Annotated in this window: 11 protein-coding genes; 5 read left to right on the plus strand and 6 right to left on the minus strand. The window is 36.8% G+C overall.

Annotation, left to right across the window (positions count from 1 at the left end; all coding sequences use genetic code 11):
• Positions 1–116 precede the first annotated feature (116 nt).
• The 3 genes from J0M15_04740 to J0M15_04750 all read left to right on the plus strand — a co-directional run bounded on the left by J0M15_04740 (position 117) and on the right by J0M15_04750 (position 4,807).
• The gene (locus J0M15_04740) at positions 117–710 is read left to right on the plus strand and encodes a thymidine kinase (protein MBN8536334.1); all 594 of its coding nucleotides are present in this window, start codon (positions 117–119) and stop codon (positions 708–710) included.
• A 142-nt stretch (positions 711–852) separates the two neighbouring features.
• Positions 853–2,148, plus strand: coding sequence for a hypothetical protein (locus J0M15_04745; GenBank protein MBN8536335.1), 1,296 nt, complete (start codon positions 853–855; stop codon positions 2,146–2,148).
• Positions 2,135–4,807, plus strand: coding sequence for a hypothetical protein (locus tag J0M15_04750; GenBank protein ID MBN8536336.1), 2,673 nt, complete (start codon positions 2,135–2,137; stop codon positions 4,805–4,807). The genes J0M15_04745 and J0M15_04750 overlap by 14 nt, the downstream gene beginning before the upstream one ends.
• Before the next feature lie 86 nt (positions 4,808–4,893).
• On the opposite strand, the gene J0M15_04755 is transcribed toward J0M15_04750, so the two are convergent.
• Together J0M15_04755 and trmFO are read right to left on the minus strand one after the other, a co-directional pair.
• Positions 4,894–6,429, minus strand: coding sequence for an adenylate/guanylate cyclase domain-containing protein (locus J0M15_04755; protein MBN8536337.1), 1,536 nt, complete (start codon positions 6,427–6,429; stop codon positions 4,894–4,896).
• Positions 6,430–6,490: 61 nt separating this feature from the next.
• Positions 6,491–7,840: a methylenetetrahydrofolate--tRNA-(uracil(54)-C(5))-methyltransferase (FADH(2)-oxidizing) TrmFO gene (trmFO, locus tag J0M15_04760; GenBank protein ID MBN8536338.1), complete on the minus strand. Its 1,350-nt coding sequence runs from the start codon at positions 7,838–7,840 to the stop codon at positions 6,491–6,493.
• A gap of 31 nt (positions 7,841–7,871) precedes the next feature.
• Here trmFO and J0M15_04765 point away from each other — a divergent pair, with 31 nt between their 5' ends.
• The gene (locus J0M15_04765) at positions 7,872–8,270 is read left to right on the plus strand and encodes a DUF721 domain-containing protein (protein MBN8536339.1); all 399 of its coding nucleotides are present in this window, start codon (positions 7,872–7,874) and stop codon (positions 8,268–8,270) included.
• A 51-nt stretch (positions 8,271–8,321) separates the two neighbouring features.
• Here J0M15_04765 and J0M15_04770 read toward each other — a convergent pair whose 3' ends face one another.
• Together J0M15_04770 and J0M15_04775 are read right to left on the minus strand one after the other, a co-directional pair.
• Positions 8,322–9,488: an RNA polymerase factor sigma-32 gene (locus J0M15_04770; protein ID MBN8536340.1), complete on the minus strand. Its 1,167-nt coding sequence runs from the start codon at positions 9,486–9,488 to the stop codon at positions 8,322–8,324.
• A 4-nt stretch (positions 9,489–9,492) separates the two neighbouring features.
• Complete coding sequence (locus J0M15_04775; GenBank protein ID MBN8536341.1) at positions 9,493–9,798, minus strand: polyhydroxyalkanoic acid system family protein; 306 nt, start codon at positions 9,796–9,798, stop codon at positions 9,493–9,495.
• 160 nt (positions 9,799–9,958) lie between these two features.
• Here J0M15_04775 and aspS point away from each other — a divergent pair, with 160 nt between their 5' ends.
• Entirely contained in the window at positions 9,959–11,809 is a 1,851-nt protein-coding gene (aspS, locus tag J0M15_04780) for an aspartate--tRNA ligase (protein ID MBN8536342.1), read from the plus strand.
• A gap of 67 nt (positions 11,810–11,876) precedes the next feature.
• Here the strand turns inward: aspS and J0M15_04785 are convergent, their stop codons facing one another.
• Together J0M15_04785 and J0M15_04790 are read right to left on the minus strand one after the other, a co-directional pair.
• Positions 11,877–12,536: a helix-turn-helix transcriptional regulator gene (locus tag J0M15_04785; protein MBN8536343.1), complete on the minus strand. Its 660-nt coding sequence runs from the start codon at positions 12,534–12,536 to the stop codon at positions 11,877–11,879.
• Positions 12,537–13,133: 597 nt separating this feature from the next.
• The gene (locus J0M15_04790; GenBank protein MBN8536344.1) at positions 13,134–13,655 is read right to left on the minus strand and encodes a YchJ family protein; all 522 of its coding nucleotides are present in this window, start codon (positions 13,653–13,655) and stop codon (positions 13,134–13,136) included.
• Positions 13,656–13,692 lie beyond the last annotated feature (37 nt).

Raw genomic sequence — 13,692 nt, forward strand, 5'->3', positions numbered from 1 at the left:
GATAGCTTAATGTTTGCGTCAAAAAAAATCATATGAAAGTCTCTAAGATTTAGTAAATAATCCTCTCCTATTTGTTTTCAAATTATTAAGTTGTTACGTTTTTACGTGGGGTCATCATGTCAGAGTTTTCATATTTTCAAACCAGAGGTTGGATCGAAGTGGTTGTGGGTTCGATGTTTAGTGGAAAAACTGAAGAGCTTATTCGTCGAGTTCGTAGGGCTGAATTTGCAAAATTAAAAGTTCAAGTTTTTAAACCAGTAATTGATAATAGATACAAAGAAAAAGAAGTGACATCCCATAATTTAAATTCGATGGAAGCCATTCCACTAAATAGTATTGATGAAATTTGGGATCATTTAAGTTCTAAAACCAGAGTGGTTGGAATTGATGAAGGTCAATTTTTTGATGAACGTATTATTCAAGTGGTGCAGGACCTGGCAGATCGAGGTTTAAGAGTTATCATCGCAGGGCTTGATACAGATTGGAAGGGAAATCCCTTTGAGCCCATGCCTACCTTGATGGCAATCGCTGAAAACGTTACCAAACAACACGCCGTCTGCATGGTCTGTGGAGCCCCTGCCAGTCGAACCCAAAAAACCTCAGGTGGGGAATCAAAAATTGAAGTTGGAGCTGCAGAATCCTATGAGGCTCGGTGCCGAGAGCATTTTATTCCTCGAGTTGAACACCAACTGAAAACCCTTGCACCATAAGTCAACCTACTAATTATAATAATAATTGTTTATTCTATCTGAAAAAAGTACTGACTATTTAAGCTTCAGTCAGAAGATTTTATTTTTTCTATGGCACTCTAGAATGATTTGGGATATGAATTCTCGGTAACGGGGTGAATCTATGAAAGTAGATAGGGTTATTTCAAGAAAAATAAGAATAATAAGTAATAAATTAATAAATAAAAAATTAAGTTGTTTCTTCTTAAATGGTATCTTGTTAAAAGAAAAAATAAATAAAAGTCTAAGCAAAATAATTTTAAGCATTTTTGTGTCTCTTTCCGTAAGCGCTCAAAATTCAACATCAACTTTAACTCCATCTTCAGGAGCGGGTTCAAGCGCTACTTCGACCTCCTCGGTTTTAAGTGATACAACCGTAAAAAATACGGGTGCCGTTACAATAACAACCTTAGGAAGAAATGTTCAAGATCAGAGTTTGAACTCCGTGGTCGGTTGGTCATTTGCTGAATTTGGTATTAAGTCAAAATTTAATGAATGGTTTACTTTTGATTTCAATTTAGTTGGAATTTTTGGGGAAGGTGCTGGTCAAAATTATCTTTCAGATGAAGGTGCTAGTGCCAATACAATTATTATCGATTCCATTGGTGTGGCGCTAAAACCGATAAAACAATTAGAACTGAAAGCTGGAGTTATAAGATATAAAATCAATCCTCTCTTGTCGACGATGTCAGCAAATACAAGTCTTGGATCAGAGCAAACCCTTGAGTTTTCAAATGATAGTGAGACCATGAAATTGAGTTTTATTGGTAATGAAGCAATGCCTTCTACGGGTATTACTAAAACTTCAGTTGATAAGGAAAACACTCCCTTTTTCTTGGCAGGGACAGTTAAGGGAGAACTCAATTCTAAAATAATTAATACCAAATTAAAGGGAGCAGTGACGCAATTTAAAATGGGGAATTTGCCAAGAAGTCAAGCCAAAGGGGCATTAACCGGTGGAAACTCAAGATCTTCCGTAACAGGGCTTGGTGACCAAATGGAGTACGTCATAGGTTTTGCTGGGTATGAAACTGCGGGAGTGATTGAAACAGATTGGACTCCAAATTTAACAACCTCAATTAAGGGAGTTAAAATCATTAATAACAGTGCCTTTGAAGAAAGCAATGAAGGGACTCGAGGTATTTTTGAAATAAAATGGAAAAGAGGAAATGTGACATTAACCCCGTCTTGGAGTGTTTTCAATATCCAGGCGGATACGACGCCTGCACCTTACAGTATTTTGCCAAATAGGCTAAACAATAGGGAAGGGCAAAAGATCAGTTTGAGTGTTGATTTTGAAAAACAAAAATTAGGATTTTTTGGAGATTACACGAAAGCTGATGTAATTGTTGGAAGTCCATATTTAACGGATCGAGAAATTTTTAATTTAGGGGTGGAGGTAAAGTATGACTTATTCTAATAAGTCCATGTTTTTAAAAACTGTTAGCGGAATGATTCTTTCTGGGGCAATTATTTTTGGAGGACTCATTTCATGTTCTGAAAAAAATAAGCCTCAACCCAGTGGTGCCAACAATTCTACTTTTTTTGTAGATGATGTGAAAAAACTTGGTGATGGTTTTACAGTTGTGGGTCAAACCAATGCAAACGGACAATTTGATAAGAAACTTATCGCTTTAGAGGCTTGCCTTAAAGACAACGCAGAAAGCAAATCTGTAAGTAATATTAATTTCAAGATCACTGCTGGAGAGGCAACTACCACAAAAGTTTCTGACCCTAAGGGCTGTGTTCAATGGGTTGAAGTCATAGAGTTCAATCCTAATGATCCAGCAAAAAGTATTTCAATGGTTCGAATGATCGAGGCTCTGGAAAAACATAGTGGTTCTGAAAAGTTCACTTTAAGTGTCAATCCTTGGGATAATACATTTTCTTTTATCAAACAATCTCCAGGAGCAACAAACAATGTAAATGAGAGTTTTATTAAATATAAAACCAAAGATTTGACCACGGCCTCCGTTGGTTTGCCAAGTAATTATGATTTCTATGTCAAGATCAACGATGAGGAATTAGCTGGAACACTTGCAGACTCTGGAAACTCTGGTGCTAGTTTCTATATTGATGAGGTGAAATTCGTATCATCACGCTTAATCGGTGAGCCAAATGCTTTGGGACAATATAGTAAGTTACTTTTGGGGTTTGAAGCTTGCGTGCTTGATGCTGCAAAAAAAGCTCCGGTGACAAATGTTAAATTTAAACTCTCTGCTGGTGATTTGTCTGTTGAAAAAACAAGTTCGAATAAAGGATGCATTTTTTGGCAAGAAGTTATTGATTATATACCAACAGGTGCAGAGAATTTTTTCCCGTTCCTTCGTGTAATTCAGGCACTTCAAAGTCAAAAGGGCAGTATAAAATTTGTATATTCTTATAATCCATGGAGTGATAAGTTTATTTATGACAAAAGGGCTTCTGTTTCTACCGAAGAATTATATACATATATGGATAAAAGTTCATCACCTTTAAATAAGGTAAATCATGAGTTCTATGTGAAAATCGCAAATCTTGATGAAACTTACAGCTCGATCAAAAGACAAACAGAAATCGATACTCTAAGACTTAAATATAAAGGTATAGACTATCAAAATGTTTCTATAGATGAAAAATTAAATTTAACAGTTCCCTATACCTATGTGACTGATTTAAGTATTTTGTTTTTAAAGCAAAGTCTAGGTAGACTAGTCCAAGAAAAAATTAAAATGGGAAAATTCATGTTCCATCTTGTTTTTTTGAAGGAACATCAGGTAGTAAAGAATCCACAACCAGAGGAAGTTGTTGCAGGAGTTTCTTTTAAGGGATCTCCGCTGGGAGATGCTGGTTTAATATCTGTGCCAATAACTATCAATTTTAAAAACTTAACAGCCCTATCTAGTCGAATGAGCGTGCTACTTACAGTGACTTCTTTAGATGAGCCGGCCCTATTTCCAGAACAAACTTATGAAGGTATGGTAAATGGCATTTCGGCAAATGAGCAACTGGAAATTAGTTTAATTCCAAATGATTCAAATGCACATGAACTTTTGGCAAAGTATAATCAGAAAGTAGAAACGAATTTAACATCTAGAACTGGGTTTACTGTCGACAGTCTTTTGAGTTCTGAAGGCTTTAAGTTAATTGAAAATGCTAATGTTTCCTATACTAAAACAGGAATACTTTCAGTAGAAAAAGAAACTGTTGATCTTGCAAAATCAATTCAAAATCTTCAGGATCAACATGAATTTTCAACTATTGAAAAGAGAGCTCTTTGCTCAGCTTTTTTTCAGGGATTACCAGATTTAGGAGGGGCTTGGGTTAAGTCGTGTCTTTCAAGTCCAGAAAAACTTTTATCGGCTGAAATTACTGAGTTCGTTAACAGCACTGCTCCTAAGATCGTAGGAACGCCAAGTTTTGGAACTTTAGAAACTCTTGTTTTGACCTCAGTGTTTCAAGAATCTGAAGACACTAGTTTTTCTAAAGGTTATGATCTTCAGGGTAATATTGGAGCTAATCTAGATGCTGGTTTTAATGTTGGTTATAAACCTATAGCCAACACAGAAGCAGGTATCGGCTTTAAATTTGGGTTAGGGGGTAAAGTTTATTCAAGTAAATCTTATACTCTTGCCAATAAAGACGTTAAGGGTATTTCTTTAACTTCTACGGAAGCACTTACTGCGCAGCAATTTAGCATTACGATGTCGGCTGAGGTAAAAAAATGCTTGCTCATTTCAGCTAAACCAGTTCTTCAGACTAAATTGACAACCGCAAAGCTGCCTACATCAAGGTATTTATGCGCAGAAAGTACCAAAGAAAATAGAAGAGAAAATTATTATCTGTTGGATCAAGCTAAAGTGCCAAAATCAAATTCCATTGCAGATACTAATTCTCAAGTTGTTAATCCGTTAAGAATGTTAGTTCGTGGGACAAGTTCTTATTCCTTTTTAAAATCAATTATAACCAACAAATATGGCTATAAGATTGGATTGGGAAAAATGACTTCAGACCAAATTTTAAATGATCCTTCTAATTTTATGACTCAAGAAGCTCCATTGATGCTATCTTCAACTCGTAAGGTAGTCTTAGCAAAATAGAGTAATTTATAAACTATAATATTTAGAAAAGGGGACTGGATGAGTCCCCCTTTTTTTTTCTGATCTGAATAGAAATAATAAATAGGTTACAAGGCGATGGATTTTTTTTCTTGTGGGATGGCTCCGAAGATTTCCATTGGAAGATCGATTCCTCGAATTTTTTGCCTTCCTAGGCTGATAAATTTTAGTTTCATATTATTTGAAATACGTGAAATGAAGTGAGAGCTGGCGATGATGCCGACCTGCTGCTCTTTACAAAAGCCTTCAAGACGGGAGGCTACATTTACGGGATCTCCGATGATGGTGTATTGTAATTTATTTTTGGAACCTATGGAACCAAGGATAACAGACCCCACATGAAGGGAGACGCCTAGTTGAATTTTTGGGAGTTTCTTATTTTTTAATTTTTGATTGGTCTGATTGATTTTAAAATGCATTTCAAACGCCGCTTTGGTTATATTTTCTAGATTGATGAGTAAATTATCTTCATCTATGGGGATGTAAGCTAAAATACCATCTCCAATAAACTTATCTAGGGTGACTCCATATTCGATAAAGATTTCTAGCATGTCTGTGAAATAAATATTTAGCAGGTCAACAACTTCCTGAGGTTTGAGCCGTGAAGAAAGCTGGGTAAAATCCCTGATGTCAGCGACTAAGATGGCCACTTGTTTTTGTGTTCCTATTTGAGAGTGAACTTCATTATCCAGTAACTCGTTCGCGACCGATTCAGAAACAAATGTTGAAAATCCTTTTAAAAGTCTCGTCTTCTTTTGCATGGTGGTTGATAATTGATTTAGCAGGTTAAAGATAAAGCCATAAAATCCGCTTAAAGAAAGGTTGGAGTGGTATTTCCAATTTTGATTATTAAAATTCTTTAAATGATGTTCAACTTGATTGATAAAATAGATATTTTTATAAAATTCAAAAAAGAAAAGAATTGATTGCCACAGAAGTATGATTCCTGCCAGATAAATATAACTACTTTGCTGATTTTTAAGTGCCTCCGCTAGGTCTTCATTTGAATTATTGGCTTCAAGAAAAAGTAAAAAGTAACAAGAGAAAAAAGAGACAACCCCGAAGAGGGGAATAAAGCGGTTTTTTTGCTCTGTAATCCAAAGACGGATGAGGTTATCTTTAGCTTGAGAGCTTGCGGTCTGAGGATGTAAATTCAGTCGCCTTAGGTGGAACAGAGTTTCCACTTCTAACCATTGCCAAGTTAAAACAACAATGAGAGACATGCAGACATATAAAAAAAGTTGAACTTCTTTAGAGTGAGGGGTGTGCTCGCTTAACTTTGTTTGATAAATTTGGCTAAAATAATAAAAATTGAGGATATGTATAAATAAGCTAAAAAGAGGAAATAATTTTAAGATCGGTGGAGGTAAGTTTAGTTTTTTAGAAAATTTCAAAAACACCCAACCGCTTGTCAATATAAACACCATTTGAGCTGCAAGGACGGAGGCAACTAAACTTGCAGAATACTGGCATCCAAATAGAAAACCTTGTTCAAGTAATAGAGGGCAGGCATTTAATCCAAAAGCGGAAAGAATCGGAATTAAAACAAAATGGGAAAGAACGATCAAAGTTATGCTGATAAATGAAAATCCCCAATGTTTCATAATCAAGCTATCGGAAGGTCCTGAGAGAACTAAAAAGAAAACTCAAAAAATATCTTTTTTTTTAGAAATTTTTAATTCTCGTTTTGAGCCATAGGGCAAAATCATTTTGAGCTCTTAGAATTTGCTGCTCTTTTTTTACTTTTTTATCTTTGTATCCTTCAATTTGGGGGAATAAACCAAAATTGATATTTGTAGGTTGGAAATGTTTTATTTTTGTTTCATCCGTAATGGACTCTAATAAAGAGCCAATGGCAGAGGCTCGGGGGGGCGGTGTAAATGATTTATCCAATATTTTGTCATTTATAAATTCTGAAATAATCAAGCCAATGACTGTCGATTCAAAATAACCTTCTACTCCGGTGATTTGTCCTGCAAAAAATAACCAAGGATCTTTTTTACTTGATAAATCTTTGTTGAGAAGTTTGGGGGTGTTTAAAAATAAATTTCGATGAATGCTTCCTAATTTTAAAAATTCAGCATTTTCCAAACCAGGTATCATTCTGAAGACTCTGACCTGCTCTGAGTAACTCATCCGGGTTTGAAAACCTACCATATTGTAAGCGGTGCCTTCTTTATTGTCTTGTCTGAGTTGAACGATAGCATATTCTTCTTTTTTGGGGCCAGTATTTCTGGGGTTGGGAAGACCAACAGGTTTCATGGGGCCGAAACGCAAGGTATGTGGCCCTCTCTCAACCATAACTTCAATAGGCATGCACCCCTCAAAAAAGGGAGTTTTTTCAAAATCCTTTGGTTCAATTTTTTTGGCGGAGTTAACTTCTTTAATTAAGTTAAAATATTGTTCTTTGTTAAGGGGGCAATTGATATAGTCGTCAGACCCTTTACCATAGCGATCCGCTTTCCAACAGATATCCATATTAATGGAATCAGTATCGATAATCGGTGCGATGGCATCAAAAAAATACAAGAACTGACCATCAAAATGTTCCTGAATAGATTTAGCAAGGATCTCGTCGGTTAAGGGTCCGGTGGCGACAACGAGGGGTCTTGGTAAGTCATTCAAGGAGTTCACTTTTTCTTGATGAATCATAATTCGTGGATGGCTTTTGATTTTCTCATCAATGTTTTTAGCAAAGAGCTCGCGGTCGACACTCAGAGCTTGGCCAGCGGGGACGGCGTTTTTTTCTGCTGTAGATAGAACGAGGGAATGGAGTTGAGAGGCCTCCCACTTCAATTGATGAGGGGCGCTTCCTGGGCTTTGGGAGCCAAAGGAATTGGAACAGACGATTTCAGCGAAATGGGCTGTCTTATGAGCCGGAGTCATTTGCTGAGGACGCATTTCATAAAGATGAACCTGATATCCTTTTTCAGCCAGTTGATAGCTGCACTCACTACCGGCAAGTCCTGCACCGATGACATGAATTTCTTTGAAGTTAATTTTGTTGTCTTTCAAGCTCTATATCCTTTAAATTAGTGAGCGTAATATGGATGATATCGATTTAAAAAGCAAATTCAAAGTCAGTGGACAAGTTCTTCAGAGCTTATTTGAAAACGGCAAGTCACCATTATCTGAACATTTTTTACGATGGAAATTGTGGTCAAAATGGAAAGACTTGATGGGAGACTCGATCAGTGAGTCCTGTGAACCAGTGGGTTATTCAAATAAGAAATTGTATATTTTCGTGAGAAATTCAACATTGCTTCATCATATGTATTTTCTTAAAGGAAATATGATTCGAAAAATAAAAAAAGATTTTCACAAGGATTTCGTAAACGAAATTATTTTCACCCTTGATCGTAAAAAAATCCCCTCCGACGAATTAGAAAAAGAAAAGTTAAAAAACAGCTTGGCACAATTGATAAAGAACGATGAAGACGAGTAGGCCCCGTGCAATAACCTAGTCTATTATTTCACAGGGCCTAGGCTGTAAAGTTTAGGTTAAGTTTTCCATTTTATCTTTTATTTTTTTTAGCAAGCGGACTTCCATTTGTCTGACGGCTTCCCTGGTGATGCCGTACTTTTCTCCAATTTCTTGCAGGGTCAGGGGTTCCTCGTTGAGAATGCGTTCGCGAAGAATAATTTTTTCTCTTTCAGAAAGCAAAGGTTCCAGTTCAATCACTTTGGCTTTTAAAATTCCAATTAATTCTTCTCTCGCCAAAGTGTCATCTATATTTTCTTCGGTTGTGGCTTTTTGAAAATCGTTCAAACTTGTAGGACTATCTTCATCAAGTGGGCGATCCAGACTGATATCCCTTCCTGACATTCGTTGCGCCATGATTTTAACTTCATCTTCTGGTATATCTAATTTTTTTGCAATAGAGGCCAGATTTTGTTCATTTCCCAGGGAATCTAAAGTCGCCTTTTCTTTTTGTAATTGATAATATAATTTTCTTTGGTTTTGAGTCGTCCCAATGCGTACCATGGAATATTGTCGCATCAGGTATTCTTGAATATAACCGCGGATCCACCAAACGGCGTAGGTGATGAGCCTTGCGCCTTTATAGGGATTGTACTCTCGCACCGCGTGCATTAGGCCTACATTTCCTTCCTGGATCAGATCGATGAGCTTGGCCCCAAATTTAGAATACTCGGCGGCAATTTTAACAACAAATCGTAAATTACTTCGAACTAATAATTGTGCCGACTCGGGATCTTTTTTTTCAAAATACTTTTCGGAGATTTCTTTTTCTTGTTCTCTGGTAAGCAAAGGGTAACGTCGTATTTCATTGAGATAGAGCAAAAGGGGGTCCGAGGTAGAAACAGACGTGGATTCTTTGATAGCCAGAGACTTTTCAACTTCGACTCCCGCAGCCATTTCGGGAACCACCTCTTCAGGAAAATTATCTTCTCCATTTTCATAGGCAGTTTCAGCTTGCTTTGCTGCTATTTCAAGGGGGGAGAGTTCTTCGGTTTCATCCACGAAAACTGTAGAATCTTTGGAGGAATGAATTTTATTTTTTTGAGAGCTGACATCTTTGAAGTTGGATTTAGTGCCTTCAAAAATCTCAGCAATGACAGGTTTAGATTTATTTAATTTGGATATAGTTTTAACTTTTAATTTTTCTCCAGGTATTTTTTTAGATGATTTTTTAGATTTCATGGAGTTAACCCAAATGTTTTTTTAACATTTTTTGCAATCCTTCGCTCACTTTTCCTTTAAAAGGCGAAAGTAAAAGTGGCAAATCGATAGTGATGCTGACCTTGCTTCCACCCGTTGTGGGAACAATAGTTACTTCGGCTTTAAATTGGGATCCCTTTAAGGAGCAGGTTTGTTTTTGTTCATTGAAGGAACACTCTACTTTGGGGTCAATTTTTTTGATTTCTGTTCCAGTGGTAAAAAATTCTTTAAGTTTAATAAAAGTTTCTTGAGCGTCACTGGAAGTTGGATGTTCAACTGTAAACTTTGGCATTGCGGCTCCGTTGAAAAAGGCATTGGAATAGACTCAGTTTAAGTGAAATCGAAAAAAAAAGAACTAATTTTTGACCCAAGCACTGAGATGTGTCACCATCAAGCTCGTGTTCTATTGAAATGATGATGGACATTTAGAGGCTAGTTAGAGGGTAAACAGTATGGAATCAAGGGATAGGGAATTTAAAAAAAATAAATTTGTTTTAAACATCAAAAGAACGCATTATTGCGGTCACTTAAATCAATCACATGCAAATCAAAAAGTTGTATTAATGGGTTGGGTGGACACGCGAAGAGATCATGGGAGTCTGGTGTTTATCGACTTAAGAGACAGAGAAGGACTCGTTCAGGTTGTTTTGGATCCAAAGAAATCAGAAACAGCCTTAGCTAAGGACCTTCGTGGAGGCTATGTTCTAGCTCTAGAAGGCTTGGTAAAATCTCGACCTGAGGGAATGAAAAATTCTAAACTCAAAACGGGTGAAATCGAGGTTGAAGCCTTGACTTGTGAAATATTAAATGAATCCGCAACTCCGCCCTTTCAGATAAATGATGAAAATGTGAATGAGATGCTCAGACTAAAGTACAGGTACTTGGATTTAAGATCACCTCGATTGCAGAATCACTTAATTGTCAGGCACAGGGTTGCTCAATCAGTGAGAAGATTTTTATCCGATGAAGGTTTTTTAGAAGTGGAAACTCCGATTCTCTATAAATCTACTCCCGAAGGTGCCAGGGATTATCTGGTCCCTTCGCGAGTGAATCTCGGTCATTTCTATGCATTGCCTCAGTCGCCACAAACTTTAAAACAATTATTAATGATTTCTGGGTATGATAGGTATTTCCAAATAGCCCGCTGTTTTAGGGATGAAGATTTAAGAGCCGATCGGCAACCCGAGTTTTCACAAATAGATATCGAAATGTCCTTTATTGATGTTGAAGATATTATCCAAGTGAACGAAAAAATGCTTAAACAATTGTGGAAAGAAATCAAAGGCGTTGATGTCGCCAAGATCCCTCGGATGACCTTTCAGGAAGCCATGGATCGCTTTGGTTCTGATAAACCTGACTTGCGATTTGGAATGGAAATAAAAGATCTATCAAAAATTTTAGGAACGCAAACAGGCTTTAAGGTTTTTGATGATGTCTTGGCGCGAGGTGGAATTGTTCGAGGCATACCTGTTCCTAAAGGAGGCACTTATTCTCGAGGCCAATTTGATAAGCTCATGGAGATGGCAAAAAAATCAGGAGCCAAAGGTTTGGTGTGGATCAAATCAGAGGCGGATGGGTCCTACTCTTCGGCTGCTTCAAAATTTTTCACTCAAGAAAGATTGAAAGAAATTTTTATCGCAACAGGTGCTGGTATGGGTGATTGTTGCTTAATCATCGCTGATGATTATGATGTGGCTTGCAGTGCTTTAAACTCTCTTAGATTGCATTTAGGGAGAGAGTTGAATTTGATAGATCATTCGAAAGATTACTTCCTCTGGGTGGTAGATTTCCCCTTATTAGAATATTCTCCTGATGAAAAAAGATGGGTGGCTCGGCATCATCCATTCACCTCTCCAAAAGATGAATCTTTTGATGATCTGATTAATAATAACGATAAGGCCTATGGAAAAATTTTAGCCAAGGCCTATGATCTTGTTTGTAATGGCTATGAGTTAGGTGGCGGAAGTATTCGAATCTATAGAAATGAAATTCAGCAAGCCATGTTTCGTTTGTTAGGACTCTCTGAAGAGGATACTAAAATTAAATTTGGTTATTTCCTAGAAGCCTTAAAATACGGAACACCTCCCCATGGAGGGATTGCTTGGGGAATGGATCGATTGATCATGCTCTTGTGCGGAACCGATGCCATCCGCGATGTGATTGCTTTCCCCAAAACAGCAAAGGCCACGGATTTGATGAGCGAAGCTCCCACCGCTGTGAATCGAGATCAATTGGTGGAGGTTGGAATCAGACTGACTCCACAGGCTGAAAAATTTATCGAAGAAGGAAAAAAACAGAATTAAAAGCTCGTCTAGAAATAAATGCCCGTTCTTTGCTTGGTCGTTTGATTCATGTCTTCCCTGTTTCTTTTCAATTTAGCGGTGCCAAGTTGTTTTCAAAAAAAGACCAGAGCTTTTGAAAGGTAGAGGCATTTATTTTTCCAGCATTCATTTCAAGCTGCCACAGTGCCACTTTTGGAAATTCTAAATAGATTTGAATTCTTCTTAGGGTGCCAAGATCAGCTTTTCTTCCTGATTCAACCCGCTGAAGTGTTGGCGGATTAAAATCAAAAGCAGCTGCAAAATCATGAATGGATACACCCAAAGCCGCTCTAACGTTTCTAATTTTTTCATAAGTGAATGAATTAGCGATGACTGGTTCAAATATAAATGTAGAAGGTCCCCTTCTGCCAATGGATACTAGTAAAATTATGGGATTAGATTCATCAACTGAAATCCCTTGGGAAAAACAATAGTCTTTATATGCTGGATTATCTGGTGAAGGAATTCTATCTGCGAATGAAGGAAATAGTTTTTTTTTCGATAGGTGAATTTTTTTAAAAAGATCTAACTCTTTACCAATCGGAATTGCCATTTTTGACATGGAATATTTTTGATCGTACCTGAATTCGAATTGATTTTTGAAGCTATCCCAATTTAAGGTGCCAACAAAAAAACGTCGTTTACGGCTCTCTGAAAAAACATGAAGTTGATTTTTATCTATTTTTGAAAAATCTATCTTATAAGTCATTGACCATCTCCTGATATGCTTCATCTGGACGAAATTTATATATATGTTCTAGGTTTGAAGTTCCGCTGCTTTTTTTTATAAAGACCTTTGTAACAAAAAGTTTTTCTGATAAAAAATCAATATAATAAAATTCAGGTACTGGTAAGCTCAAGGTCCTAGCAATTTGGTTACAAAGATATTCTATTTCGGGAAGTTCAGGAGCCTCTGTGCTTTCCCTCATTTTAAAAATATAATTTTCACCTCCCAGATCAGCCGAATATTTTTTAAATTTTCAATGGTAGAAACTAGTACTGCTGTAGGATTCATTTATTTTTGAATCTGTACTTTGCGCTGATCTTTGTTTAAGACTGATGAACTCATTTTTAGAATCAGTTTTGAACCAATTAACAAAACATCTTTCATATAGTCCATACTTCGTGGTGCCGCTGATTATTTTATTGCATTTTAAGCACTTCATGTCGTTACCATCATCAAATGATATCATATGATGTCAACAATTTATTGATACTATATGATATCATAATAATGATATTATCATATAGTATCAATAAATTGTTCAGTATTTTTATGTAGTTAAGTTGAAAATACGAAAATTAACTAGACCTGATTTCCACAGCATTTTTTGTATTTTTTCCCGCTTCCACATGGGCAGGCATCATTACGGCCAATTTTTGAGGATTCTCTGATTTGGGTTTGAATTTTAGGAGTTGGATTTTCCTTACTTCTGTCGGTTGTCGAAGTGCCAGAGACAAATCGCCAGTGGCCATTTTCATTTTTTCTGAACTGGGAGGTCTCATGATGATCATAGTGAGTGGCCCCTTCTTTGTAACTCGCAATAAACTCTACAGTGCCTTTTTTATCAGTTTTTGAGCCGGTGGCGTTTAAAATTTTTAATCCTAACCATTCAGATTCTAGTGCCCATTTCTTAGCTTTGGTGGGATGGAAATCCTTTTGCGATTCGGGAGCTAGAGTCTCTTTGATATAGTCAATCAAGCCTTTCGTATAAGCTGTATATCGGGATCTCATCAGCTGTTCCGCCGTTTCAGGATAATTGGTGCCTTTGATAAAAGGTTTGCAACAAGATTCGTAACTTTGAATGGATCCACAGGGGCAGTTCATATTTACCGTTTCTTTTGGGGTTTAGAAAAATAATCAG

It is taken from the genome of Deltaproteobacteria bacterium (assembly GCA_017302835.1).
Lineage (GTDB): Bacteria > Bdellovibrionota > Bdellovibrionia > Bdellovibrionales > Bdellovibrionaceae > UBA2316.